General features: G+C 70.4%; 24 protein-coding genes and 1 pseudogene. 10 read left to right on the top strand and 15 right to left on the bottom strand.

The features are described 5' to 3' along the window. The first annotated feature begins 16 nt into the window (after window positions 1–16). Window positions 17–796 carry a hypothetical protein gene (locus ACIP89_RS06870; protein ID WP_401923623.1) on the top strand — a complete coding sequence of 260 codons (780 nt, stop codon included), beginning with the start codon at window positions 17–19 and terminating at the stop codon, window positions 794–796. Between the two features lie 283 nt (window positions 797–1,079). On the opposite strand, the pseudogene ACIP89_RS06865 reads toward ACIP89_RS06870, so the two are convergent. The 3 genes and pseudogenes from ACIP89_RS06865 to ACIP89_RS06855 form a co-directional block, all read right to left on the bottom strand. Beyond that, window positions 1,080–1,297, bottom strand: a pseudogene (locus ACIP89_RS06865) (chaplin family protein). A 91-nt stretch (window positions 1,298–1,388) separates the two neighbouring features. Then, entirely contained in the window at window positions 1,389–2,033 is a 645-nt protein-coding gene (locus ACIP89_RS06860) for a response regulator transcription factor (RefSeq protein ID WP_123469011.1), read from the bottom strand. Continuing rightward, on the bottom strand, window positions 2,026–3,177 hold the full coding sequence (locus ACIP89_RS06855; protein WP_401925932.1) for a GAF domain-containing sensor histidine kinase: 1,152 nt from the start codon (window positions 3,175–3,177) through the stop codon (window positions 2,026–2,028). The genes ACIP89_RS06860 and ACIP89_RS06855 overlap by 8 nt, the downstream gene beginning before the upstream one ends. A 430-nt stretch (window positions 3,178–3,607) precedes the next feature. On the opposite strand from ACIP89_RS06855, the gene ACIP89_RS06850 reads away from it, so the two are divergent. Then, window positions 3,608–4,336, top strand: a complete 729-nt coding sequence (locus ACIP89_RS06850; protein WP_401923619.1) for a transglycosylase SLT domain-containing protein — start codon at window positions 3,608–3,610, stop codon at window positions 4,334–4,336. A 93-nt stretch (window positions 4,337–4,429) separates the two neighbouring features. Here the strand turns inward: ACIP89_RS06850 and ACIP89_RS06845 are convergent, their stop codons facing one another. Further along, window positions 4,430–7,030 carry an FHA domain-containing protein gene (locus tag ACIP89_RS06845; RefSeq protein ID WP_402113420.1) on the bottom strand — a complete coding sequence of 867 codons (2,601 nt, stop codon included), beginning with the start codon at window positions 7,028–7,030 and terminating at the stop codon, window positions 4,430–4,432. Window positions 7,031–7,317: 287 nt separating this feature from the next. Here ACIP89_RS06845 and serB point away from each other — a divergent pair, with 287 nt between their 5' ends. Continuing rightward, complete coding sequence (gene serB / locus ACIP89_RS06840) at window positions 7,318–8,574, top strand: phosphoserine phosphatase SerB (protein ID WP_401923615.1); 1,257 nt, start codon at window positions 7,318–7,320, stop codon at window positions 8,572–8,574. Between the two features lie 137 nt (window positions 8,575–8,711). On the opposite strand, the gene ACIP89_RS06835 is transcribed toward serB, so the two are convergent. The 4 genes from ACIP89_RS06835 to ACIP89_RS06820 all read right to left on the bottom strand — a co-directional run bounded on the left by ACIP89_RS06835 (window position 8,712) and on the right by ACIP89_RS06820 (window position 11,106). After that, entirely contained in the window at window positions 8,712–9,230 is a 519-nt protein-coding gene (locus tag ACIP89_RS06835; RefSeq protein ID WP_401923612.1) for a SixA phosphatase family protein, read from the bottom strand. Window positions 9,231–9,304: 74 nt separating this feature from the next. Further along, window positions 9,305–9,511 carry a hypothetical protein gene (locus ACIP89_RS06830; RefSeq protein WP_402113418.1) on the bottom strand — a complete coding sequence of 69 codons (207 nt, stop codon included), beginning with the start codon at window positions 9,509–9,511 and terminating at the stop codon, window positions 9,305–9,307. A 162-nt stretch (window positions 9,512–9,673) separates the two neighbouring features. Beyond that, window positions 9,674–9,784, bottom strand: a complete 111-nt coding sequence (locus tag ACIP89_RS06825) for an SGM_5486 family transporter-associated protein (protein ID WP_311307912.1) — start codon at window positions 9,782–9,784, stop codon at window positions 9,674–9,676. Window positions 9,785–9,810: 26 nt separating this feature from the next. After that, complete coding sequence (locus ACIP89_RS06820; protein ID WP_401925922.1) at window positions 9,811–11,106, bottom strand: CynX/NimT family MFS transporter; 1,296 nt, start codon at window positions 11,104–11,106, stop codon at window positions 9,811–9,813. A gap of 132 nt (window positions 11,107–11,238) precedes the next feature. Between ACIP89_RS06820 and ACIP89_RS06815 the strand changes: the two genes are divergently transcribed. Continuing rightward, a complete protein-coding gene (locus tag ACIP89_RS06815) occupies window positions 11,239–11,913 on the top strand; it encodes a FadR/GntR family transcriptional regulator (RefSeq protein WP_371773984.1) in 675 nt (224 codons plus the stop codon). Between the two features lie 104 nt (window positions 11,914–12,017). Here ACIP89_RS06815 and ACIP89_RS06810 read toward each other — a convergent pair whose 3' ends face one another. The 3 genes from ACIP89_RS06810 to fabG form a co-directional block, all read right to left on the bottom strand. After that, window positions 12,018–12,404 (bottom strand): hypothetical protein, encoded by a 387-nt coding sequence (locus tag ACIP89_RS06810; protein ID WP_402113415.1) that lies wholly within the window; start codon window positions 12,402–12,404, stop codon window positions 12,018–12,020. Window positions 12,405–12,643: 239 nt separating this feature from the next. Then, complete coding sequence (gene fabI, locus ACIP89_RS06805) at window positions 12,644–13,411, bottom strand: enoyl-ACP reductase FabI (RefSeq protein WP_401923603.1); 768 nt, start codon at window positions 13,409–13,411, stop codon at window positions 12,644–12,646. A gap of 5 nt (window positions 13,412–13,416) precedes the next feature. After that, window positions 13,417–14,136: a 3-oxoacyl-[acyl-carrier-protein] reductase gene (gene fabG / locus ACIP89_RS06800; RefSeq protein ID WP_401923601.1), complete on the bottom strand. Its 720-nt coding sequence runs from the start codon at window positions 14,134–14,136 to the stop codon at window positions 13,417–13,419. A gap of 257 nt (window positions 14,137–14,393) precedes the next feature. Between fabG and ACIP89_RS06795 the strand changes: the two genes are divergently transcribed. The 3 genes from ACIP89_RS06795 (at window position 14,394) to tyrS (ending at window position 18,666) form a co-directional block, all read left to right on the top strand. Continuing rightward, the gene (locus ACIP89_RS06795) at window positions 14,394–15,917 is read left to right on the top strand and encodes a TldD/PmbA family protein (protein ID WP_401923599.1); all 1,524 of its coding nucleotides are present in this window, start codon (window positions 14,394–14,396) and stop codon (window positions 15,915–15,917) included. Beyond that, window positions 15,914–17,308: a metallopeptidase TldD-related protein gene (locus ACIP89_RS06790; protein WP_401923596.1), complete on the top strand. Its 1,395-nt coding sequence runs from the start codon at window positions 15,914–15,916 to the stop codon at window positions 17,306–17,308. Before ACIP89_RS06795 ends, ACIP89_RS06790 begins: the two co-directional genes overlap by 4 nt. Before the next feature lie 89 nt (window positions 17,309–17,397). After that, window positions 17,398–18,666 carry a tyrosine--tRNA ligase gene (gene tyrS / locus ACIP89_RS06785; protein WP_402113412.1) on the top strand — a complete coding sequence of 423 codons (1,269 nt, stop codon included), beginning with the start codon at window positions 17,398–17,400 and terminating at the stop codon, window positions 18,664–18,666. A 120-nt stretch (window positions 18,667–18,786) separates the two neighbouring features. Here tyrS and ACIP89_RS06780 read toward each other — a convergent pair whose 3' ends face one another. Further along, window positions 18,787–19,065 carry a GlsB/YeaQ/YmgE family stress response membrane protein gene (locus ACIP89_RS06780; protein ID WP_024490366.1) on the bottom strand — a complete coding sequence of 93 codons (279 nt, stop codon included), beginning with the start codon at window positions 19,063–19,065 and terminating at the stop codon, window positions 18,787–18,789. A 254-nt stretch (window positions 19,066–19,319) separates the two neighbouring features. Between ACIP89_RS06780 and ACIP89_RS06775 the strand changes: the two genes are divergently transcribed. Further along, window positions 19,320–19,694 (top strand): DUF3099 domain-containing protein, encoded by a 375-nt coding sequence (locus ACIP89_RS06775; protein WP_401923591.1) that lies wholly within the window; start codon window positions 19,320–19,322, stop codon window positions 19,692–19,694. A 261-nt stretch (window positions 19,695–19,955) separates the two neighbouring features. Then, window positions 19,956–20,195: a hypothetical protein gene (locus tag ACIP89_RS06770; RefSeq protein WP_402113409.1), complete on the top strand. Its 240-nt coding sequence runs from the start codon at window positions 19,956–19,958 to the stop codon at window positions 20,193–20,195. Window positions 20,196–20,211: 16 nt separating this feature from the next. Here the strand turns inward: ACIP89_RS06770 and moaA are convergent, their stop codons facing one another. The 3 genes from moaA to ACIP89_RS06755 form a co-directional block, all read right to left on the bottom strand. Beyond that, on the bottom strand, window positions 20,212–21,201 hold the full coding sequence (moaA, locus tag ACIP89_RS06765) for a GTP 3',8-cyclase MoaA (protein WP_401923585.1): 990 nt from the start codon (window positions 21,199–21,201) through the stop codon (window positions 20,212–20,214). A 186-nt stretch (window positions 21,202–21,387) separates the two neighbouring features. Beyond that, the gene (locus ACIP89_RS06760; RefSeq protein ID WP_401923582.1) at window positions 21,388–23,025 is read right to left on the bottom strand and encodes a cation acetate symporter; all 1,638 of its coding nucleotides are present in this window, start codon (window positions 23,023–23,025) and stop codon (window positions 21,388–21,390) included. Further along, the gene (locus ACIP89_RS06755; protein WP_401923580.1) at window positions 23,022–23,387 is read right to left on the bottom strand and encodes a DUF485 domain-containing protein; all 366 of its coding nucleotides are present in this window, start codon (window positions 23,385–23,387) and stop codon (window positions 23,022–23,024) included. The genes ACIP89_RS06760 and ACIP89_RS06755 overlap by 4 nt, the downstream gene beginning before the upstream one ends. A gap of 300 nt (window positions 23,388–23,687) precedes the next feature. Here ACIP89_RS06755 and ACIP89_RS06750 point away from each other — a divergent pair, with 300 nt between their 5' ends. After that, the gene (locus ACIP89_RS06750; RefSeq protein ID WP_402113406.1) at window positions 23,688–25,223 is read left to right on the top strand and encodes a S8 family peptidase; all 1,536 of its coding nucleotides are present in this window, start codon (window positions 23,688–23,690) and stop codon (window positions 25,221–25,223) included. Window positions 25,224–25,229 lie beyond the last annotated feature (6 nt).

Below are 25,229 nucleotides of genomic sequence, written 5' to 3'. Positions count from 1 at the left end.
TCCCTAGGGTGTTGCCATGCTTTCGGAACCACGCTCAGGGCTGCTGGCCGCTTGGGGAAACGCACTGCTGGCCGGACTCGTCTCGCCGGACGACGCGGCCCTCGCCATCGTCGGGGAGGACGCGGTGCACCGCGTCGAGGGGCTGCCGGGGGAGGCGGGGCCGGTGGGTCTCACGCTCGCCCTGGGGCGGCTGCGGGGGCTCGGGGTGACCGGTTTCCGGGTCGCTCTGCCGGTCCCCGGGCATCCGCTGGGGCTCAGCGGTCCCCCGGATTTCAACGCGCGGGCGCTGGAGGCCGAGGAGGCGGTGGTGACCTACGGCGCGCCGTACGGGCTGGTGCCGGAGGTGCGCGAGTCGGGGCCTGCCGGGGATCTGCACGTCGCCGTGGCGTGGCACTGCCTGGCCGTGCGGGAGGCGCCGCCGGCCGATGTGCCCTCGCTGGGCGAGGCGGAGCGGGAGCTCGCGGAGGCGTTGCGCGACGCGACGGCGGCGCTGTCGCGGCTCGACGTGGCGGGCTCAGGGCCGGCGGCAGAGGCGGCGCTGGACGCGTACCGGGCGCGGGCCGAGCAGGGACGCGAAGTGCTTGCCCCGGGGTATCCGCCACGGGCGGTGCGGGTGCTGGCACTGGCACAGCGGGTGGCGCTGCTGGTCGCGCTGGCGTACGAGAACGGCCCCGGCGGGGCGGTGAGCGCCTCGGAGATGGCGGCGCGGGGAGAGGCGCTGCGGCCGGTGGAGCGGGTGGCCAGGCGGGCGCAGGTGGCCGCGTACAACGCGTATGTGGAGGAGCGGGCCCGGTAGCGGGGCGGGGCTCGGGGCGCGGCTGTTGCCCTCGGCCGCTGGACGGCGGGTGCGGCCTGTTCCCTTCGGTCGCCGGGCGGGCGCGACCTGTTGCCCTAGACCGCCGGGCGGGCGCGACCCGTTGCCCTCGATCGGGTCGCCGGGCGGGTGCGACCTGTTCCCCTCGGTCACCCGGTGGATGCGACCTGTTGTCCTCGGCCGCCGGGCGGGTGCGATGTGGCGGGTCACGGGCCGGGCGCGCCTGCGTGAAGGCCCGTCCGGTCGTGACGCGGTATGCGTCGCGTCAGCCGTTCAGGCCGAAGTTGCCGAAGGCCGGGTTGAGCAGGCCGGTCACGTTGACCGTGTTGCCGACCACGTTCACCGTATGTCGCCCGGGACCTGCGCGAGGTTGCCGTCGGCCACGCCCGGCGAGTGGGTCGCGACACCGTGGGCGCCCGCACCGCTGTGACCGGTGGTGGAGGCCGCGCCGGCACCGTCGGCGGTGCTGCCACCGGCGATCATGGTGACGGCCGCGGCCCCCTCAGGTTCGGATACGCCGTTCGAGCGACATGCGCCCGACAGTACGATTTCGGTCCGGTCCCGGACGGCCCGGTCAGCCCGCCGCCCCGTGCCGCACCGCCCAGAGCGCGGCCTGGGTGCGGTCGGAGAGGTCCAGCTTCATCAGAATGTTCGAGACGTGCGTCTTGACGGTCTTCTCCGAGAGGACCAGCGCCCGCGCGATCTCCCGGTTGGAGCGGCCGTCGGCGATGAGGCCCAGCACTTCCCGCTCCCGTTCGGTGAGGGTGCTCCCCCGGCCCGTACCGCTGCCCGGGTCGTCCTGGGCGAGCAGTGCCCCCGCCACTTCCGGCTGGAGCAGGACATGGCCCGCGTACACCGAGCGGATGGCGCCCGCCAGCGCGTCCGGGTCGACGTCCTTGTAGACGTACCCCGAGGCTCCGGCGCGCAGGGCGGGGACGACGGTGCGCTGTTCGGTGAAGCTGGTGACGATCAACACCTTGGCCGGGTTCTCCAGCTCCCGGAGCCTGCGCAGCGCCTCTATGCCGTCGGTGCCGGGCATCTTGATGTCCATGAGCACCACGTCGGGGCGCAGCTCCTCGGTCCTGGCCACCCCCTCGGCTCCGTCGGAGGCCTCTCCGACGACCTCTATGTCGTCCTGGATCTCCAGGAACGTACGCAGACCGCGGCGGACGACCTGGTGGTCGTCGACCAGCAGCACCCTGATGATCCTGTCAGCCACCGGGTACCTCCATCTCGATCGTGGTGCCCTTGCCGGGCGCCGATTCAACGGTGAGGTTCCCGCCGACACCGCTCGCGCGGTCCCGCATCGAGACCAGGCCCAGATGGCGCCCCGCCCGACGGGTGGCCGCCGGCTCGAAGCCGCGGCCGTCGTCGGTGATCCGGAGCACCGTGCCGCCGTCGCCGCCGCGTACGAGGGTGACGCCGACATGCTCGGCCTCCGAGTGGCGCAGGGCGTTGTGCAGGGCCTCCTGGGCCACCCTGAGCAGCGCCTCCTCCTGTGCGGCGGGCAGCGCCCGTACGCCCAGGCTCTCGAAGGTGACCCGGGCCGTGTGGGCGCGGTCCAGGACCTGGATCTGGGTGCGGAGGGTGGCGATCAGGCCGTCCTCGTCGAGTCCGGCGGGGCGCAGTTCGACGACGGCCGCCCGCAGCTCGTCCACCGCCTCCGCCGCGAGGGCGGCGACCTGCTGGAGTTCGCCCTTGGCGCGGGCCGGGTCGCGGTCGACCAGGGTGGCGGCCGCCTGGGCGGTGAGCCGCAGGGAGAACAGTTTCTGGCTGACCGCGTCGTGCAGCTCGTGGGCGAGGCGGGAGCGCTCCTGCGCGATGGTGAGCTCGCGGCTGCGCTCGTAGAGCCGGGCGTTGGTGAGGGCGATCGCCGCGTGCTGGGCGAGGATGCCCAGCAGCTCCTCGTCACCGGCGGTGAATCCGCAGCTGCCCTCGGGCTTCGGACAGCGTTTGTTGGCGAGGAAGAGGGCGCCGATGATCTCGTCGCCGTCCCTGATGGGCAGGCCCAGGAAGTCGGACATGTCGGGGTGGGCGGACGGCCAGCCCTCGAAGCGGGGGTCCTTCCGGACGTCGGCGAGCCGTTCCGGCTTCGCCTCGTGCAGCATCGCGGCGAGGATGCCGTGCTGCCGGGGAAGCGGACCGATCGCCTTCCACTGTTCGTCGCTGACACCGTCGACGACGAACTGGGCGAAGCCGCCGTGGTCGTCGGGGACCCCGAGCGCCGCGTACTCGGCGTCGAGCAGCTCGCGGGCCGAGGCGACGATCGTCTTCAGGACGTCCCGCATTTCCAGGTGCCGGCTCATGGCAAGCAGTGCGGCGCTCACTGCCGCGAGGCCGCCCGCCGGTGGGCGATGGGTCATGGCCTCACCGTACCGGCGGGTCACAGGCCCCGTATCGGCCTGTGGGCGGCCACCGATTAGGGCGCGGGGACTAGGACCTCCGGGCCGAAACGCGGTGCCCCGGCATGGGGCGACAGGCAACCGGAAGCTAACACTCCGGATTGCTCCAGCAACGGTTGGTGAGATCGATACCCGGCCGATGTGAGGCCGCGCATAGGACCTGCGTCACTTACGAAGTCACCTAGTGGACAAATAAGGGCGATACGGGCGAGAACAAGACCGGTTTGTACGGTTCGACCCCGGGCCGGGCGCACTACCCGGCTTCGTACGTCACACCTTTGCCACACCATTTTGCGCTCGCTAAGAATTGCAATCGTCCCCGACGGAGATGCGATGCCGCTTCCCGTCTTCGTCCTCCGTGAGGACTTCCGCGATTCGAAGAGGTACCTGCATGTCCGCGTCCAGCATTCCCGGCCGTCTCCGTCGTATGAACAAGACCCAGAAGCTCTCCGTCGCCGGTATATCCGCCGTCGCCGCCGCTGCGCTCTCGTTGTCGCTGGTGCCCGGAAACGCGGACGCCGAGACCGAGCCGCAGGCCATCTCCGGCGCCCCCGTCGTCTTCGCCTCCGCCGCCGGCGCCTCGCAGGCCAAGACGATCCAGGCCAGCGTCATCGACCAGCACTCCACCGCCGAGCAGCTGATCAAGGCGTCCGACGCCGCGAAGGCCAAGAAGGCCAAGGCCGTCTCGAAGGCGAAGGCCAAGAAGGCCAAGGCGAAGGCCCACGCCAAGGCGGAGAAGGCCGCGGCCAAGCGCGGTAAGCAGGGGGCCAGCCGTTCCGAGTCCCGTAGCCCGGTCTTCTCGAACAACCTGGACGGCTGGATCAAGGAATCCCTGTCCATCATGAAGGCCAAGGGCATCCCGGGCACCTACGACGGACTGCACCGCAACATCATCCGCGAGTCCAGCGGCAACCCGAAGGCCATCAACGACTGGGACGTCAACGCGGTCAACGGTGTCCCGTCGAAGGGTCTGCTCCAGATCATCAAGCCGACCTTCGACGCCTACCACGTCGGCGGCACCCCCCACGACCAGTACGACCCGGTCGCCAACATCACCGCGTCGGCCAACTACGCCGCCGACAAGTACGGCTCGATCGACAACGTCAACAGCGCGTACTGAGTCCACTCCGGTACGCCGTGACACATGCCGAAGGGCGGCACCCCGTGCGGGGTGCCGCCCTTCGGCGTCGTACCGTGCGCGGCCGCGGGGCGGCTACTTGCGCATCACCTCGGGTTCGTGGCGGCGCAGCAGCCGCGCGACCGCGAACCCGCAGATCACACCGAGGAGGACCAGCACCCCGATGTTGATCCCCCACTGGCTCACCGAGTGCTCCCACAGCGGGTCCAGGTCGGTGGGGTTCTTCTGGTCCCACGGCGGCATGAGGTGGGCGAGGTCGAGGGTCGATCCCGCGGCCGCGATCGCCCAGCGGGACGGCATCAGCCAGGCGAACTGCTCCAGGCCCAGCGATCCGTAGACCTGGAAGAGGATGCCGGTGAAGACCACCTGGACGATCGCGAACATGACCAGCAGCGGCATGGTCTTCTCGGACGTCTTCACCAGCGAGGAGATCACCAGGCCGAACATCATCGAGGTGAAGCCGAGCGCGATGATCGTCACGCAGAGCTCGACGGCCGGCGGCATGATCAGGCCCTCCGCCGGCAGATCGCGGGTGGCGAAGCCGATGCCGCAGATGATGACGCCCTGGACGGCCGTGATCAGGCCGAGCACGATCACCTTGGACATCAGGTAGGCGGAGCGGGAGAGGCCGGTGGCCCGTTCCCGCTCGTAGATCACCCGTTCCTTGATCAGCTCTCGTACGGAGTTGGCCGCACCGGAGAAGGTCATGCCGATCACCAGGATCAGCATGATCGTTCCGGCGTCGCTGTTGAACCGGGACGGCGCCTTGGGCGGGCCCAGGCCGAAGTCCGACGGAATGACCACGCTGACCACGCCGAGCACCGCGGGCAGGATCACCATCAGCCCCATGAAGCCCTTGTCGGACGCGATCACCGACAGATAGCGGCGCATCAGCGTCCACAGCTGCGTCCCCCAGCCCTGCGGCTTCGGCGGGCGCATCTGCTGCGGCGGCGGCATGTGCACGGACTGCGCGGCGACGGAGTCGATGTCCGCGGCGTACATCTGGTAGTGCTGCGAACCGCGCCAGCGGCCCGCCCAGTCGTAGTCGCGGTAGTTCTCGAACGCGGAGAAGACGTCAGCCCAGGAACCGTAGCCGAAGAAGTTGAGCGCTTCCTCCGGCGGACCGAAGTAGGCCACGGCACCACCGGGCGCCATCACCAGGAGCTTGTCGCAGATGGCCAGTTCGGCAACCGAGTGCGTGACGACCAGGACGGTACGGCCGTCGTCGGCCAGACCGCGCAGCAACTGCATGACATCGCGGTCCATGCCCGGGTCGAGGCCGGAGGTCGGCTCGTCCAGGAATATCAGCGAGGGCTTGGTGAGCAGCTCCAGGGCCACCGAGACGCGCTTGCGCTGGCCGCCGGAGAGCGAGGTGACCTTCTTGTCCTTGTGGATGTCGAGCTTGAGCTCGGCGAGGACTTCCAGGATCCGGGACTGCCGCTCGGCCTCCGTGGTGTCGGCGGGGAAGCGGAGCTTGGCCGCGTACCTGAGGGCCTTGGTGACCGTGAGTTCCTTGTGCAGGATGTCGTCCTGCGGAACCAGGCCGATGCGCTGGCGCAGCTCGGCGAACTGCTTGTAGAGGTTCCGGTTGTCGTAGAGGACTTCGCCCTGGTCGGCGGGCCGGTAGCCGGTGAGCGCCTTGAGCAGGGTGGACTTTCCGGAGCCGGACGGGCCGATGACGCCGATCAGCGACTTCTCCGGGACGCCGAACGAGACGTCCTTCAGGATCTGCTTGCCGCCGTCGACCGTCACGGTGAGGTGGCGGGCCGCGAAGGAGACCTCGCCCGTGTCGACGAATTCCTCAAGGCGGTCACCGACCAGCCGGAACGTCGAGTGGCCGACACCGACGATGTCGTTCGCGCCGATGAGCGCGGAGCCGGACTTGGAGAGCGGCTGGCCGTTGACGTACGTGCCGTTGTGGGAGCCGAGGTCACGGATCTCGAAGCGGCCGTCGGGCGTCGCGTGGAACTCGGCGTGGTTGCGCGATACCTGGAGGTCGGAGACGACCAGTTCGTTCTCCAGCGCACGGCCGATGCGCATCACCCGGCCGAGAGCCACCTGGTGGAAGGTGGTCGGGCTGCGGTCGCCGTAGACCGGTGACGCCCCCGCCGCGCCGCCGGCCCCGCCACTTCCGGGGTTCTTCGCCGCGCCCTGCTGAGGGACGTGGGGCTGCTGCGGCGTCTGAGGCGCCTGCGGCCAGGCCTGCGGCTGCTGTCCCTGTCCCTGTCCCTGTCCCGGAATCTGCTGCCCGGGATTCTGCTGCTGCCCCGGCCAGCCGGGTCCTGCCTGCTGCGGCGGTGTCTGCCGCGGCTGCTGCGCCGGGGCCTGGGCCCCGGCGGCGGCCTGCCCGCTGTACACACCGGCGCCGGCCGGGGCACCGCTGAGGCTCAGCCGGGGCCCATCGGTGGCGTTGCCCAGGTTCACCGTGGAGCCGGGACCGATCTCCAGCTGGTGGATTCGCTGGCCCTGGACATAGGTGCCGTTGGTGCTGCCGTGGTCCTCGATGGACCAGCCCCGGCCGTTCCAGCTGATCGTGGCGTGCCGCCACGACACCCTGGCGTCATCGATCGTCATGTCGCCCTGCGGATCGCGTCCGAGGGTGTACGACCTGGACGGATCGAGCGTCCAGGTCCTGCCATTCAATTCCAGTACGAGTTCCGGCACTCCGCGCCCCACTAGTTGTCCCCCGATTACCCCCGTCGCAGGGAGTCTAGGGATGCTGAACATCGTGGGGAACTATTCCAGGAGCAGTCCCCGATACGAAAGCCGGGCGGGGGTTTGGCGCTGCCGAGACCTGCACTGTTATGGCTTTGACGCCAACAAAACGGTCATCTACCAACACAACTGGCCATGAACGATTGCGGATCGTGCGGAATTATCTGGTTGGGGGTATCGGGACGGGCTGTCCGGCCCTCGGGACGGACCTTCGGGGGCGCGTCGTGGACCGATACGGTGGGGACACCATGAGCGCATCTCAGCCACCTCAGTCCTCGCCGTCTCCTGAGTCCCCTGAGTCACGTCAGGGCAACGACGCACCGACCCTTCTCGTGAAGATCTTCGGGAAGGACCGTCCCGGTCTCACCGCCGGGCTGTTCGACACCCTCGCCGCCTACTCGGTCGACGTCGTCGACATCGAGCAGGTCGTCACCCGTGGTCGCATCGTCCTGTGCGCGCTGGTCACCGCCCCGGTCGCGGGCGGCACCACGGAGGGTGACCTGCGGGCCACCGTGCACAGCTGGGCCGAGTCGCTGAAAATGCAGGCCGAGATCATCTCCGGCACGGGCGACAACCGTCCCCGTGGCGACGGCCGCTCCCACGTGACGGTGCTGGGGCACCCGCTGACCGCGGAGTCGACCGCCGCCATAGCGGCCACCATCACCTCGACCGGCGGGAACATCGACCGGATCTTCCGGCTGGCGAAATACCCGGTCACAGCCGTCGAGTTCGCGGTGTCCGGCACCGGGACCGAGGAGCTGCGGACCGCGCTGGCCACCGAGGCCGCCGAGATCGGCGTCGACGTGGCCGTGGTCTCCGCCGGGCTGAGCCGCCGCGCGCAGCGGCTCGTCGTGATGGACGTCGACTCGACCCTCATCCAGGACGAGGTCATCGAGCTGTTCGCGGCGCACGCCGGCTGTGAGGCGGAGGTCGCCTCGGTCACCGAGCAGGCGATGCGCGGTGAACTCGACTTCGAGCAGTCGCTGCACGCGCGGGTGGCGCTGCTGGCGGGACTCGACGTCTCCGTGGTGGAGAAGGTCCGCGCCGAGGTACGGCTGACACCGGGCGCCCGCACCCTGATCCGTACCCTGAAGCGGCTCGGCTACCAAGTGGGCGTCGTCTCCGGCGGGTTCACGCAGGTGACCGACGATCTCAAGGAGCGGCTGGGGCTCGACTTCGCCTCTGCCAACACTCTGGAGATCGTCGACGGAAGGCTCACCGGCCGGGTGACCGGGCCCATCGTCGACCGGGCCGGCAAGGCCCGGCTGCTGCGCAGCTTCGCCGCGGAGGCCGGGGTGCCGCTGGCGCAGACCGTGGCGATCGGTGACGGGGCCAACGACCTGGACATGCTGAACACCGCGGGGCTCGGCGTCGCGTTCAACGCGAAGCCGGTGGTCCGCAGGGCCGCGCACACGGCGGTGAACGTGCCGTTCCTGGACACCGTGCTCTATCTGCTCGGCATCACCCGCGAGGAGGTCGAGGCCGCCGACGGTCTCGTCGAATAGGGAGCCGGCTCCGGGGGCAGTGCGCCCGGGACGGCGCCGAGGGCCCCGGTGCGCAAGCGGAAGCCTGCGCTCCGGGGCCCTCTCCACGATCGGTGGGGCGGACAGCCGTCGGCCGGGCCGACGGCAAGCGTCAGCCGTCAGTCGTTCGGGGTCCAGTACTCGGTGAGCTTGCCGACACCGTGCTCGACGCCCTTCCAGGTACCGGGGAACTCGACCACGGCGAACGCGGCGGTCGGGAAGCCGCCGCGGTTCATCCGGGCCAGGGCGTCGCCCTCCGAAGCCGCCGAGAGGGCGTCGGCGAGCGCGTGCATACCCGGGTTGTGCCCGATCACCAGCAGGTCGCGGACCTCCTCGGGCGTCTCGTTGACCAGGGCGATCAGCTCGCCGAGCGAGGCCTCGTACAGCCGCTCCTCGTACACGGTCCTGGGCCGCTCCGGCATCTCGTGCACGGCCAGCTTCCACGTCTCGCGCGTCCTGACGGCGGTGGAGCAGAGGGCCAGATCGAAGGCGATCCCGGAATCGACGAGTTTGCGGCCTGCCACGGGTGCGTCCTTGCGGCCGCGTTCCGCGAGCGGGCGCTCATGGTCGGAGTCCTGCGACCATTCCGCCTTCGCGTGCCTGAGAAGGACAATCCTGCGAGGTGTATCGACGCTCATACAGCTCAGCTTCGCACGAATTGTGCCAGCTGGCGCAGGGTGTTGGAGGCCCGGCCCGGGACGGGCCGGTGGCATCAGCGGGTCAGCAGGTCCACGATTCGCTCAAGCAACTGGCCCACCGCCGAACTGTCCGTCGCCGCGTGCGCCTGCCCCGGTGCGACGACCAGCAGCAGCAGCGCGCCGAAGGCGACAGCGGGCAGTGCGACGGCCCACCAGGGCAGCCGGATCTCGACACCGCCCGCATCCGGACGGGTGGACCGGGTGGGTGTACGGGCCGGCATGTCCGCCTCCGGGGGTCATCGGGTCTGATACCTGAGAACCTACGGACCCGGCTGCGTCCGGCCCATCCGGTGACCCACCCACTTCACCCTGACCCTGGCCCCCTAGGGGATGGTGGGGCTAACACCACCATCGTCCCGCCGGAGCCGGGCGGGCGCGAACCGTCAGGGGGAGGCGAGGGTGGCGATGACGGCGATGACGACCGAGATCAGCACCATCGCCCCGAAGACGAGCAGGAGCTTCTTCTGACCGTTCTGGGGATTCGGGTCGAGCACAGGAGACATGGCCCCAGTCTCGCATCTCAGCATTCGTCCTCGATCGTCCGGTCCCGGCCTGCCAGCGTGCCCGCCACCATCTGCGGCACCATCAGGGCCGCCATCAGACCGATCGGCAGCCCCCAGCCGCCGCTGTGCTGGTAGAGCACGCCGACCAGGAGCGGGCCCGGGATCGAGATCAGATAGCCGCAGGACTGGGCGAACGCGGACAGCCGCACCACCCCGGCGCCGCTGCGCGAACGCATGCTGATCATCGTGAGGGCGAGCGGGAAGGCGCAGTTCGAGACGCCCAGGAGCACCGCCCAGGCCCAGGCCCCGCCCGACGGGGCGAGGTAGAGGCCCGCGTAACCGGCCAGGCCGCAGGCGCCGAGGAGGACGACGATCGGGCCCTGGTTCCGCATCCGGGCCGCGACCCGGGGGATGACGAAGGCGAGCGGGACGCCCATCGCCATGGTGACGGCGAGCAGGACGCCCGCGGTACCGGCCGAGACCCCGGCGTCACGGAAGATCTGCGGCATCCAGCCCATGGTGATGTAGGCGGCGGTGGCCTGGAGGCCGAAGAAGCAGGCGAGGGCCCAGGCGGTGCGGCTGCGGGTGATCCGGAGCTCCGGTGTCCGCGCCTGCCGGGCGGAGGGCTGTCCGGAGGCGGCGTGGCGGTCCCGTACCAGCGGGATCCAGGGCAGGACCGCGGCGGCGGCGAGCACGGCCCAGATGCCGAGCCCCGCCTTCCAACTGCCGCCCATCGCCTCGGTCATGGGGACGGTCACGGCGGCGGCCAGCGAGGTGCCCAGGGCCAGCGCCATGGAGTAGAGGCCGGTCATGGAGCCGACCCGGTCCGGGAACCAGCGCTTGACGATCACCGGCATCAGGACGTTGCTTACGGCGATACCCATGAGGGCGAGCGCGCTCGCGGCGAGGAAGCCGGCCGTGCCGCCGACGAGGGGCCGGATCACCAGCCCCGCGGTGATGGCGGTCATGCCCGCGCAGACGACCGCGCCCGGGCCGAAGCGGCGGGCCAGCCGCGGCGCCATGATGCCGAAGACCGCGAAGCAGAGGGGCGGCACGGAGGTCAGGACCCCCGCGACGCTCCCGCTCATGTGCAGCCCGTCACGCACCTCTTCGAGGAGGGCGCCGAGGCTGGTGATGGCGGGGCGGAGGTTGAGCGCGGTGAGGACGAGCCCGACGGCGACCAGGCGGAGCACCCACGCCGCGGGACCGGCCTGGGCGGCGGGGGTGTCGGTTCCAGGGGTTCCAGGGGCCGTCGGAGTGGCGGGGCTCAGCGTCCCGGTCGGGGTCTGGGGAGGGGTTTCGTCGTCACGCATGAGGCCATCATAGAATCATGGGATGATTGATTGTCCAATCCTCGTCAATCCTCTGAGAGCATGCGGACACCCCGGGAGCGGCGCGATCGCCGAGAACCAGTCCCGGCCCCGGACACCCGAGCAAGGAGCACCATGGCGCTGACGTCCCCGCGGCGTTCGGCACTCGCCGACCAGGTGATTGCCCAGCTGAGGAACCAGATCACCTCGGGCGAGTGGCCCGTGGGCTCGCGCATCCCCACCGAACCCGAGCTGGTCGAACAGCTGGGGGTGGCCCGTAACACCGTGCGCGAGGCGGTGCGCGCGCTCGCGCACAACGGCCTGCTCGACATCCGGCAGGGCTCGGGCACCTATGTGGCCGCCACCAGCGAGCTGGCCGGGGTGATGCACCGCCGGTTCGCGTCCGCCGATCCGCGCCACGTCGCCGAGCTGCGCTCGACGCTGGAGTCGTCGGCCGCGCGGCTGGCCGCCGCCCGGCGCACCGACCGGGACCTGAAGCAGCTGGACGCGCTCATGCGGCGCCGGGAGGAGACCTGGGCCGCCGGGGACGCCGAGGCCTTCGTGGCGGCGGACGCCACCCTGCACCTGGCCGTCGTGGCCGCCTCCCACAACGACGTGCTGACCGGGCTCTACGCCGACCTGGGCGACCTCCTGCGGGAGCACGTCCGGGACGACGTCGGCCATGAGCTGCGGCCGGAGAACCACATGGACCACGGGCGGCTGGTCGAGGCGATCCGCGCCGGTGACGCGGAGACGGCGGCGGAGGAGGCCGCGAGCCACGCGCTCAACTGCCTGGCGGACCGGGTCTGAGGCATCGGCCCGGCTCCGCACGGGGTGGGGTCGCCGGGGCAGGACACCCGGCCAAGTCTCCAGGTCAGCTCGCCGGGGCAGGACACCCGTGCCAGGCCGCCGGGTCAGGTCGCCGGGCGGGTCTCGTTCGAGTGGGTGACCCAGGCGGAGCCGACCTCCTTCCAGCAGCGGTCGTCCAGCCGCACCGTCCGACCCGGTCCGACGGCGACCGGCCTGGAGTCCGCGTCGATGTCCCACCAGCGGGCGCAGTCGGTGTGCAGCCGCACCCGGTCGGTGGACGGGTACGGGTTGTGGCAGTAGGCGATGACCCGGGAGCCGTGGACCGACGTACGGCATTCGGCTCCCGAGGGTTCGGGCTCGGGCGCGGGCGGTGCGGCCGCCGCGGCGGCTCCGACGTGCCCGGCGGCGTACAGGGCGCCCGGGACGAGCAGTCCGGCGACGGCCGCGGAGGCCGCCAGCAGGGACCGGGTTCGGTGACGTGTGCCGCGCACAGCGATCTCCTCCCCTGGGGCCTTCTCCGCGGGCCGGGCCGGGCTAGCGCGCCCCGCACCGCCCGGAGAGAAGGCGCTCGGCCTGACCAGAAGTCCGGTTCCTCCACATTCTGCGGTGGATCGACCAGGTTTTCGACCTGAGCGCCGAGAGGCCGGGCGGGACACGGGAAACGGCCGCGCACACCTCCGGGGAGGTGGTGCGCGGCCGTTTCCGGAACGCTGCCGTACGGGGCCGAGGGTCAGGCGCCGATCATGTGCACGCCACTGTCGACGTGGATGATCTCGCCCGTGGTCTTGGGGAAGAAGTCCGACAGCAGCGCGACGATGGCGCGGCCGGCCGGCTCCGGGTCCGACATGTCCCAGGCCAGCGGCGCACGGGTGTTCCAGACCTCGGCCAGCTCGCCGAAGCCCGGGATGGACTTGGCGGCCATGGAGCCGAGCGGTCCGGCCGAGACCAGGTTGCAGCGGATGTTGTCCTTGCCCAGGTCGCGGGCGAGGTAGCGGGAGGTGGCCTCCAGCGCGGCCTTCGTCGGGCCCATCCAGTCGTACTGCGGCCAGGCGAACTGCGCGTCGAAGGTGAGGCCGACGATCGAACCGCCCTCGCTCATCAGCGGCTTGCACGCCATGGCGAGCGACTTCAGCGAGAACGCCGAGACGTGCATCGCCGTGGAGACCGACTCGAAGGGGGTGTTGAGGAAGTTGCCGCCGAGCGCGTCCTGCGGCGCGAAGCCGATGGAGTGGACGACGCCGTCGAGCGAACCGAGTTCCTCCCGCACCAGACCGGCCAGCCGGTCCAGATGCTCGGTGTTGGTCACGTCCAGCTCGATGACCTTGGCCGGCTTGGGCAGCTTCTTGGCGATGCGCTCGGTCAGCGTGGGCCGCGGGAAGGCGGTCAGGATGACCTCCGCGCCCTGCTCCTGGGCCACCTTCGCGGCGTGGAACGCGATGGACGACTCCATCAGCACCCCGGAGATGAGGATGCGCTTGCCGTCGAGAATTCCGCTCATGGTGATCAGTGACCCATGCCCAATCCGCCGTCAACAGGGATGACGGCTCCAGTGATGTACGACGCGTCGTCGGAGGCGAGGAAGCGCACCGCGGCGGCGATCTCCGCGGGCTGCGCGTACCGCGCGAGCGGCACCTGGGCGACGATGCCCTTGCGCTGCTCCTCGGTGAGCGCCTGCGTCATGTCGGTGTCTACGAAGCCGGGTGCGACGACGTTGAAGGTGATGTTCCGCGAGCCCAGCTCACGGGCGAGCGACCGGGCGAAGCCGACCAGGCCGGCCTTGGAGGCGGCGTAGTTCGCCTGCCCCGCCGAGCCGAGGAGGCCGACGACGGAGGAGATGAGGACGACCCGGCCCTTCCTGGCACGCAGCATGCCCCGGTTGGCGCGCTTGACGACCCGGAAGGTACCGGTGAGGTTGGTGTCGAGTACGGACGTGAAGTCCTCCTCGGTCATCCGCATCAGCAACTGGTCCTTGGTGACACCGGCGTTGGCGACCAGCACCTCCACATTGCCGTGCTTCTCCTCGATCACCTTGTAGGCCTGCTCCACCTGCTCGGCGTCGGTGATGTCGCAACGGACCGCGAGAACACCGGCCTCGGTGAGGGCCTGGGGCGGCTCGCCGGAGCGGAAGGTGATCGCGACCTTGTCGCCGTTGTCGACGAAAGCGCGGGCGATGGCGAGGCCAATGCCCCGGTTTCCTCCGGTGACGAGAACCGAGCGGCTCAACGGATCACCCTTTCCATAGCTGTCTGGTACCTCGAAAAACCTATCGGTACCGCCCGCCTCCCGAGCAATCGGCCTCTGACAGCGCCATCCCCCGGGCGCTGTCGGGTTCCTACAGTGCCGTTCCGGCCCCGCTCCGGCCCTGTTCCGGCCCGGCCCGGCCCGGGACCCGGGCGCAATTCGGCTGTGCCGCTCCTCCGGCCGTGCTTCACTGCCCCGTAAACGAACCGAGGGTATGTGACGCAGAGGAGAGGCCGCTCGTGCCCCATGAGGTAGATCAGTCGTTCCTGGCCCTGCCGCTGAGGCCGCTGGCCGACGCGGCGCTCGCCCGCGCGCGGGCGCTCGGGGCCGTGCACGCCGACTTCCGCTTCGAGCGGGTGCGCAGCGCCACCTGGCGGCTGCGGGACGCCCGCCCGGCCGGGGCGTCGGACAGCACGGACCTCGGGTACGCGGTGCGGGTGGTGCACGGCGGGGCGTGGGGGTTCGCCTCCGGGGTGGACCTGACGATGGACGCGGCGGCGAGGGTGGCCTCGCAGGCCGTCGCCATGGCGAAGCTGTCCGCGAAGGTGATCGCGGCCGCCGGTTCCGACGAGCGCGTGGAGCTGGCCGACGAGCCGGTGCACGGGGAGCGGAGCTGGGTCTCCTCGTACGAGATCGACCCGTTCGACGTACCGGCGGAGGAGAAGGCGGGGCTGCTCGCCGAGTGGAGCGGCCGGCTGCTGGGCGCGGCGGGCGTCGCACATGTGGACGCCTCGCTGATGACCGTCCACGAGAACAAGTTCTACGCGGACACGGCGGGCACGGTCACCACGCAGCAGCGGGTCCGGCTGCATCCGCAGTTCACCGCGGTGGCGGTGGACGCGACGAGCGGTGAGTTCGACTCGATGCGCACGATCGCGCCGCCGGTCGGACGCGGCTGGGAGTACCTGACCGGGACCGGCTGGGACTGGGACGCGGAGCTGGAGCGCATTCCGGGGCTGCTGGCCGAGAAGATGCGGGCCCCGAGCGTCGAGGCGGGCACGTACGACCTGGTCGTCGACCCCTCGAACCTGTGGCTGACCATCCACGAGTCGATCGGGCACGCCACGGAGCTGGACCGGGCGCTGGGGTACGAGGCGGCGTACGCCGGGACCTCGTTCGCCACCTTCGACAAGCTGGGCAAGCTCGCGTACGGCTCCCCCGTGATGAACGTGACGGGCGACCGCACGGCCGAGCACGGGCTCGCGACGATCGGCTACGACGACGAGGGCGTCGAGGCCCAGTCGTGGGACCTGGTGAAAAACGGCACGCTGGTCGGCTACCAGCTGGACCGCCGGATCGCGAAGCTGACGGATCTGGGCCGGTCCAACGGGTGCGCCTACGCGGACTCGCCGGGCCATGTCCCCGTGCAGCGGATGGCGAACGTGTCGCTGGCGCCGGACCCCGGCGGGCTGTCCACCGACGATCTGATCGGCGGGGTGGAGCGCGGGATCTACGTGGTCGGTGACCGGTCGTGGTCCATCGACATGCAGAGGTACAACTTCCAATTCACCGGGCAGCGGTTCTTCCGGATCGAGAACGGCAAGCTCGCCGGGCAGCTGCGCGATGTCGCCTACCAGGCGACGACGACGGACTTCTGGGGCTCGATGGAGAAGGTCGGCGGCCCGCAGACCTACGTCCTGGGCGGCGCCTTCAACTGCGGCAAGGCCCAGCCCGGTCAGGTCGCGGCCGTCTCGCACGGCTGCCCCTCCGCCCTCTTCCGAGGCGTGAACATCCTCAACACGACGCAGGAGGCCGGACGATGAGCCGCGTCAGCAAGCCGTACGAGATCGTCGAGCGCGCTCTCGGACTGTCCACCGCCGACGGCTGTGTGGTCATCGCCGACGAGGAGTCGTCGGCCAACCTGCGCTGGGCGGGCAACGCGCTCACCACGAACGGGGTGACCCGGGGCCGCACCCTGACCGTCATCGCGACCGTGGACGGGGCCGAGGGCACGGCCTCCGGAGTGGTGTCCCGGTCCGCCGTCACCACCGAGGACCTGGAGCCGCTGGTGCGGGCCGCCGAGGCGGCCGCCCGCGGGGCCGGGCCGGCCGAGGACGCGCAGCCGCTGGTCACCGGGGTGCCGTCGTCCCCCGGCTTCACCGAAGCGCCGGCGGAGACGGGCTCCGACGTGTTCGCGGCCTTCGCCCCCGCGCTCGGGGACGCCTTCGCGCGGGCCAGGGCCGGTGGCCGGGAGCTGTACGGCTTCGCGAACCACGAGATGACCTCGACCTACCTCGGTACGTCGACGGGGCTGCGGCTGCGCCACGACCAGCCGAACGGCACGCTGGAGCTGAACGCCAAGTCGCCCGACCGCTCGCGCTCGGCCTGGGCGGGGCGTGCGACCCGTGACTTCAAGGACGTCGACCCGGCGGAGCTGGACGCCGAACTGGCCCGGCGGCTCGGCTGGGCGGAGCGCCGGATCGAGCTGCCGGCCGGACGGTACGAGACGCTGCTGCCGCCGACCTCCGTGGCCGATCTGCTGATCTACCAGCTGTGGTCCGCGACCGCCCGGGACGCCGCGGAGGGCCGGACGGTGTTCTCCAAGCCGGGCGGCGGCACCCGGCTCGGCGACACGCTGTCCCCGCTGCCGCTGACGCTGCGCAGCGACCCGCACGCCGCGGGGATCGAGTCCGCGCCGTTCGTCATCGCGCACTCCTCCGGTGACGGCGCCTCGGTCTTCGACAACGGGCTGCCGCTGACCCGCACCGACTGGATCAGGGACGGGCGGCTGGAGCAGCTCACGACGACCCGGCACACGGCGGGCCTGACGGGGCTGCCGCTCGCCCCGGCGATCGACAACCTGGTCCTGGAGGGCGGCGGTGAACGGTCGCTGGAGGAGATGGTCGCCGCGACGGCCGGCCCCGCGCTGCTGCTGACCTGCATGTGGTACATCCGCGAGGTCGATCCGGCGACGCTGCTGCTGACCGGGCTGACCCGGGACGGGGTGTACCTCGTGGAGGGCGGCGAGGTGATCGGTGAGGTGAACAACTTCCGCTTCAACGAGTCCCCGGTGGACCTGCTGTCGCGGGCCACGGAGGCGGGGCGCACCGAGAAGACGCTGCCGCGCGAGTGGGGCGACTGGTTCACCCGGGCCGCGATGCCCGCGCTGCGCATCCCGGACTTCAACATGAGCTCGGTGAGCCGGGGCGTGTGACCGGCCTAGACTGGCCGATGCCTTTCGATCCACGTATCGATACACGTAGATCCACGGATCGATACACGTAGCTGAGGAGACACGGAACCGTGACGGACATCGTCGACGAGCTGAAGTGGCGCGGGCTTTTCGCCCAGTCCACTGACGAGGACGCCCTGCGCAAGGCTCTCGCGGACGGTCCCGTCACGTTCTATTGCGGCTACGACCCCACCGCGGCGAGTCTGCACGTCGGCCATCTGGTGCAGGTGCTCACCATGCGCCGGCTCCAGCAGGCCGGGCTGCGGCCGCTCGCCCTGGTGGGCGGGGCCACCGGCCAGATCGGTGACCCCCGGCCGACCGCGGAGCGCACGCTGAACGACCCGGAGACCATCGCCGCCTGGGTGTCGCGGCTGCGGTCCCAGATCGAGCCGTTCCTGTCCTTCGAGGGCGAGAACGCCGCGGTCATGGTGAACAACCTGGACTGGACCGCGGGCATGTCCGCGATCGAGTTCCTGCGGGACATCGGCAAGCACTTCCGGGTCAACAAGATGCTCACCAAGGAGTCCATCGCCCGCCGGCTGGAGTCCGACGAGGGCATCAGCTACACCGAGTTCAGCTACCAGCTGCTCCAGAGCATGGACTTCCTGGAGCTGTACCGGCGGCACGGCTGCACCCTCCAGCAGGGCGGCAGCGACCAGTGGGGCAACCTCACCGCGGGTCTGGACCTGATCCACCGGCTGGAGCCGGGCGCGGAGGTGCACGCGCTGGCGACACCGCTGATGACGAAGGCGGACGGGACCAAGTTCGGCAAGTCGGAGAGCGGGGCCGTCTGGCTCGACGCGGAGATGACCACGCCGTACGCGTTCTACCAGTTCTGGCTGAACGTGGACGACCGGGACATCTCGCGCTACATGCGCATCCTCAGCTTCCTGAGCCCCGCCGAGCTGGAGGAGCTGGAGAAGGTCACGAAGGAGCGGCCGCAGGCGCGGGCGGCGCAGCGCGCGCTGGCCGAGGAGCTGACGACGCTGGTGCACGGCGCGGACCAGTGCGCCGCGGTCATCGCCGCGTCGAAGGCCCTGTTCGGCCAGGGTGAGCTGGGCGGGCTGGACGAGGCGACGCTGAGCGCCGCCCTCTCCGAGGTGCCGCACGCCCGGGTCACCGAGCTGGGTCCGCTGGTGGACCTGCTGGTGGAGGTCGGTCTGGCGCCGAGCAAGTCGGGTGCGCGCCGCACGGTCAAGGAGGGCGGCGCGTACGTGAACAACGTCAAGGTCACCGACGGCGAGGCGGCGCCGGCCCGCGAGGAGCTGCTGCACGGGCGCTGGCTGGTGCTGCGCAGGGGCAAGAAGAACCTCGCGGCCATCGAGGTCACGGCGGGCTGAGCCGGGTCGGAGAGCACCGGACGGCTGCGGCCGGTCACGCGTGACGCGTGACCGGCCGCAGCCGTTCGGTGTCCGGGCGCTCAGGCGGCCGGACGCCCGGGTGCGCGGGTGCTCAGGCGCTCACGTCTTCTGTCGCCTGCTTCCTCGGATCGATGCCCACAGCATGTCCCCCACACCGACCACCACCACGGCGCCGATCAGCTGGAGCACATGGCGCGTCCAGTCGATGCCCTTGGTGTCGTTGACACCGATCCAGGTGGCGACAGCATTGCCGAGGATGCTGCCGATCATGCCGAAGATGACCGTCAGCCAGAGTGGGATCTCCTGCTTCCCCGGCAGGATCGCCTTCGCGATCAGGCCGAGAACCAGGCCCACGATGATTGCCCACAACCAGCTCATACCGCCTCCTCGTGCGACGCGGTGTCGCGATGTGCGACCAGTCTCCGGCCTGGATGTGCTCACCGCATGCCGGAGAGGTCCGTACGTGCGGTGAACGGGATCGCGGCGTGCCCCGGTCTCGAAGGCGCCGGATGCCGGGCGTACCGTGGGAGCGGCCCGGATCCGGGGAGCGTCCGGCGTGGGAACAGGGTCTCCCCCGGTTCGTGCGCGGGCGGGGCAGGGACGCGAGCGCGGGGAAGATGGGTGGAGACGGGATGAGCAGGCGGAGCGGTTCCGAGGTCTTCCGGATCACGGGGGCCCGGCAGGGGCTCGCGGAGGATGTGCGCGGCAGGCAGCGGCGCTACGTGATCTCGATGTCCGTGCGCACGGTCTCCGTGGTCGCCGCGGCGGCGCTGTGGAACGTGGAGCGCTATGTGGCGATCGTGGGGCTGGCGCTGGGCGTTCTGCTCCCGTACATCGCGGTCGTCATCGCCAACGCGGGCCGGGAGAACTCCCCCGCGCTGCCCTCGACCTTCGTCCCGGCCCCGACGCGGCTCGCGCTCGGCGCCGCACCGGTGGCGGGGCACGCCGAAGCCGGCCCGGAGGCGGAGCAGGCCTTCCGTTCCCCTGATCCGCAGGGTCAGAGCTGACCCGGCATGCCCTGATTCGGTATGGTTTCACGACGGATCCAAGCTCAAGAAAAGCTCAGATCAATCATGAAGTTCCAGTGCCCCGCACCCCTGTCTGCGTGACATACTTCAGAGGCGCTCCGCATCCCCCGTCGGAGTGACGGACCGACGCCGGGCAGCTCCCCCCGTGGCTGCCCGGCGTCGCCCTTTCTCCGGCAGGGGATGCGCCGGGCCGGCCGCTCCCCTGCGGCCGGCCGGATGGAAGGCTCTAGGGTTGAGTCCGTGAACTCCCCTGAATCCGCGGCCGAGAGCGCTGCCGAAGCCCCCGTCTGTTCCGCCAAGGGCTGTCGTGCCGACGCCGTGTGGGTGCTCGCGTGGAACAACCCGAAGCTGCACACCCCGGACCGCCGCAAGACCTGGCTGGCCTGTGACGAACACCGGGAGCACCTGTCCTCGTTCCTCGGCGTGCGGGGCTTCCTGAAGGACGTGGTGACACTCAAGGAGTGGGAGTCGCCCGCCTGACGCCACCCCCGGCGCGCTAGCCGCCGATCGCCGACATCGGGCGGTCGGGCTGGAGGAAGGAGGGGTCGTCCAGGCCGGAGCCGGCCTTCTTGCCCCACATCGCGAGCCGCCAGATCCGGGCGATCTCGCTGTCCGGCGCGTCCGACCGCAGTGCGCCGCGCAGGTCGGTCTCCTCACGGGCGAACAGGCAGGTGCGCACCTGTCCGTCGGCGGTGAGCCGGGTGCGGTCGCAGGCCCGGCAGAACGGCCGGGTGACCGAGGCGATGACGCCGACCCGGTGCGGGCCGCCGTCGACCAGCCAACGCTCCGCGGGGGCCGAGCCGCGCTCGTCCCGGCCCTCGGGGGTCAGCTCGAAGCGGGTGCGCAGCGACTGGAGGATGTCACCCGCCGTGATCATTCCGTCGCGCTTCCAGCCGTGCTGTGCGTCGAGCGGCATCTGCTCGATGAATCGGAGCTGGTAGGCGTTCTCCACGGCCCAGGCGAGCAGCTCGGGGGCCTCGTCGTCGTTGAGTCCCGGCATCAGGACGGTGTTGACCTTGACCGGGGTGAGCCCGGCCTCCCGGGCGGCTTCGAGGCCGGCCAGGACGTCGTGGTGCCGGTCGCGGCGGGTGAGGGTCTTGAAGACGTCGGGGCGCAGGGTGTCCAGCGAGACGTTGACCCGGTCCAGCCCGGCGGCCTTGAGCGCCGCGGCGGTCCGCTTCAGCCCGATCCCGTTGGTGGTGATCGACATCTTCGGGCGGGGCTCCAGGGCCGCGCACTGTCCGACGATGGAGACGAGTCCGGGGCGCAGCAGCGGCTCGCCCCCGGTGAAGCGGACTTCGGTGATGCCGAGCTGCGTGACGGCGATGCGGACGAGGCGGACGATCTCGTCGTCACTCAGCAGGTCCGGCTTGGCCAGCCATTGCAGGCCTTCCTCCGGCATGCAGTACGTACAGCGCAGGTTGCACCGGTCGGTGAGTGACACGCGCAGGTCGGTGGCGACCCGGTCGTAGGTGTCGATGAGCATGGTGGGCCCCCTCCTCCGGCTGAATTCCCGGTTGCGGTTACTGGCTCTTTCGAGACTACGCGAGGCGTGTGACATCGCAGGGGCCCGTTTGACACGAGGTACGCCCCGGCCGCGTCGTAGGACTCTACGACGCGGCCGGGGCGGAGGAATGGTGCGAAGGACGAACCCCTGGGTGAACTTCCGCTCTCAGTGGGCTCCGATGCCGGTGAGGGACTTGACCTCCAGCTCGGCGTACTTGCCCTTGTCCGGCTCCTCCTTCGACAGGAGGGAGCCGAGCCAGCCGAGCAGGAAGCCCAGCGGGATCGAGATCAAGCCGGGGTTCTCCAGCGGGAACCAGGCGAAGTCGACGCCCTTGAACATCGAAGTCTTCTCGTTGCCGGAGACGACCGGCGAGAACAGCACCAGGATCACCGAGCTGGCCAGGCCGCCGTAGATCGACCACAGCGCGCCCTGGGTGGTGAAGCGCTTCCAGAAGAGGCTGTAGAGGAGCGTGGGCAGGTTGGCGGAGGCGGCGACGGCGAAGGCGAGCGCCACCAGTCCGGCGACGTTCATGTCGCGGGCGAAGGCGCCCAGCAGGATCGCGGCGGCGCCGATGAAGACGGTGGCCCAGCGCGCGGCCCGCATCTCCTCCTTCTCGCTCGCCTTCCCCTTGCGGATGACGTTGGCGTAGATGTCGTGCGCGAAGGACGAGGAGGAGGCGAGGGTGAGGCCCGCGACGACGGCGAGGATGGTGGCGAAGGCGACGGCGGAGATGACGGCGAGCATGACGGCGCCGCCGGTGGAGCCGACCCCGCCGAGGTACTCGGCGAGCTGCGGGGCCGCCGCGTTGCCCGCCGGGTTCTTCGCGATGATCTCCTTCGGTCCGATGAGGGCCGCGGCGCCGAATCCGAGCGCGATCGTCATCAGGTAGAAGGCGCCGATGATGCCGATGGCCCAGTTGACGGACTTACGGGCGGCCTTGGCGGTCGGCACCGTGTAGAAGCGGATCAGGATGTGCGGCAGGCCCGCGGTGCCCAGCACCAGGGCGATGCCGAGGGAGAGGAAGTCCAGCTTCGAGGTGCCGGTGGCGCCGTACTTGAGTCCGGGCTCCAGGAACGACGCGCCGTGGCCGCTCTTCTCCGCGGCGGTGCCCAGCAGGTCCGAGACGTTGAAGTCGAACTTCCAGAGCACCATGAAGGTCATCAGGATGGCGCCCGCGATGAGCAGCACGGCCTTGACCATCTGCACCCAGGTGGTGCCCTTCATGCCGCCGATGGTGACGTAGACGATCATCAGTACGCCGACCAGCGCAACGATGAGGATCTTTCCGGCGTCGCTGGTGATGCCGAGCAGCAGGGAGACCAGCACACCCGCGCCGGCCATCTGCGCCAGCAGGTAGAAGATCGAGACGATGATGGTGGAGACGCCCGCCGCGGTGCGTACGGGACGCTGCCGCATCCGGTAGGCGAGGACGTCGCCCATGGTGTAGCGGCCCGAGTTGCGCAGCGGTTCCGCCACCAGCAGCAGGGCGACCAGCCAGGCGACGAGGAAGCCGATCGAGTAGAGGAAGCCGTCGTATCCGAAGAGGGCGATGGCTCCGGCGATGCCGAGGAACGAGGCGGCTGACATGTAGTCGCCGGAGACCGCGAGTCCGTTCTGGAAGGCGGTGAACTGCCGTCCGCCGGCGTAGAAATCGGAGGCGCTCTTGGTCTGCCGGCCGGCCCAGACGGTGATGCCGAGCGTCGCCGCGACGAAGACCGCGAAGAGCGTGATGATCAGCGGCCGGTGCTCGGTGGTGGAGGAGGCGGCGAGTACGGCGGTGTGGGAGTGGTACGCGGCGCTCATACGTCGGCCTCCATACGGGACTTGATGGCCTCGGCCTTCGGGTCCAGCTTCGCGTTGGCGTGCCGCGAGTAGACCCAGGCGATGAGGAAGGTGGTGAGGAACTGGGCGAGGCCGAAGACGAAGGCCACGTTGAAGTTGCTGTACACCTTGGTGCCCATGAAGTCGCCGGCGTAGTTGGACAGCAGTACGTACAGCAGGTACCAGAGGACGAAGGCGATGGTCAGCGGAAAGGCGAACGAGCGGTACGAGCGGCGCAGTTCGCCGAATTCCGCGCTCTCCTGCTCCGCGACGAAGGCCTCGGTCGTGGGCTGGGCCGGCCCTGTCTCCGTACTGCCCTCGGGCGGCGGTGCATCGGTAGCCACGGAATCTCCTCGCGACGCGGGTGCGGTGGTGGTGGGAACGGTGGATTTCACTGGGGACCTCGATATCGGGGGGTGATGGTGCGCCTCCCCTGACAACGGCACGCGGCCCGCGGCGAAGCGGTTCAACGCAGGTGCGCACTCTTCCGCCGGTCTCCGGATCACCCCTTCGGACGCCTCGGCGGAGACGGGTTCTCCCGAACTCATTGATGAGCCGGGATGATCAGCGATAGCTTCACTGGTCATGTACGCGACTGGACACGCCCGTGTCCGGTCGACCGGCACGGATGATGTGGAGACCCCATGGCTCATCTGAGATCCGGACGGACGCGCGCACTGGCGCTGCCCGTCGGATTGGCCCTCACCGTCTCGCTCGGCTTCCTGCCGACGGGTTCCGCGTCCGCCTCCGGGGTGGACGGCCGGACCGCGGCAGCGGTACCCGCGGACGGACCGAAGCTGTCGTACGTGGTGAACACGCGGGGCGGTCCCGGCACCGTCAAGCAGGTGCGCAAGGCGGTGGAGCGGGCCGGCGGCACGGTGGTGATCGCCTACGACCGGATCGGCGTCCTCGTCGTCCACTCGCAGAACCCGGACTTCGCGCCGTCCGTCCGCAGGGTCAGGGGCGTGGATTCGGCGGGCGCCACCCGCACCAACCCGATCGTCCCGCAGGCCACCAAGGACATCGGGGTCGAGCAGCCGCTCACCGCCGAGCAGGAGCGGACCGCCGCGGCGCGGGCGACGGCGGACCAGGACCCGATGGAGCCGCTGCAGTGGGACCTGCCCGCCATCAAGGCGGACAAGGCGCACCAGAAGTCACTGGGCAGCCGGAAGGTCACGGTCGCGGTCATCGACACGGGTGTCGATGACACCCATCCGGACCTCGCGCCCAACTTCGACCGGTCCGCCTCGGCGAACTGTGTGACCGGCGCCCCGAACACCACGCCCGGCTCCTGGCGCCCGAAAGCCGGTGAGAGCCCGCACGGCACCCATGTCGCGGGCACCATAGCCGCGGCGAAGAACGGCATCGGGGTGACGGGCGTCGCGCCGGGGGTGAAGGTCGCCGGTATCAAGGTGGCGAACCCGGACGGGTACTTCTACACCGAGTCCGTCGTCTGCGGCTTCATGTGGGCGGCGGACCACGGTGTCGACGTCACCAACAACAGCTATTACACCGACCCGTGGATGTACAACTGCAAGGACGACCCGGACCAGGGCGCACTGGTCGAGGCGGTCGCCCGTGCCACCCGGTACGCGGAGAGCAGGGGCACGGTCAACGTCGCCGCCTCGGGCAACTCGGCCGAGGACCTGGCGGCCGACACGATCGAGGACTCGGGCAGCCCGAACGACGGCGACACCACCACCCGGACCATCGACCCGAAGAAGTGCTTCGACATCCCGACGATGCTCCCGGGTGTCGTGACGGTCTCGGCGACGGGCGCGAAGGGCCTGAAGGCCTCGTACTCGAACTACGGGAACGGCGTCATCGACGTGGCGGCCCCGGGCGGTGACTCGACGGCCTACCAGCCGCCCGAGCTCCCCGCGACGAGCGGTCTGATCCTGTCCACGCTGCCGGGCGGCCAGTACGGCTACATGGCCGGTACGTCGATGGCCTCCCCGCACGTGGCGGGCGTGGTGGCCCTGATCAAGTCGAGGCACCCGTACGCCTCCGCGTTCGCGGTGAAGGCCCTGCTGACGGCGGAGGCCGACGCCACGGCGTGCGGCGCCCCGTACGACATCGACGGTGACGGCACCGTCGACGCGGTCTGCGAGGGCGGCAAGAACCGCAACGGCTTCTACGGCGCCGGTGTGGTGGACGCGCTGGACGCGGTCCGCTGGTAGCGGGTC

Source organism: Streptomyces sp. NPDC088730, from assembly GCF_044751215.1.
In the GTDB taxonomy this organism is placed as follows: Bacteria; Actinomycetota; Actinomycetes; order Streptomycetales; family Streptomycetaceae; genus Streptomyces.
Note: the sequence above shows the minus strand (reverse complement) of the source record. Positions and strands in the feature narration are given on the sequence as shown.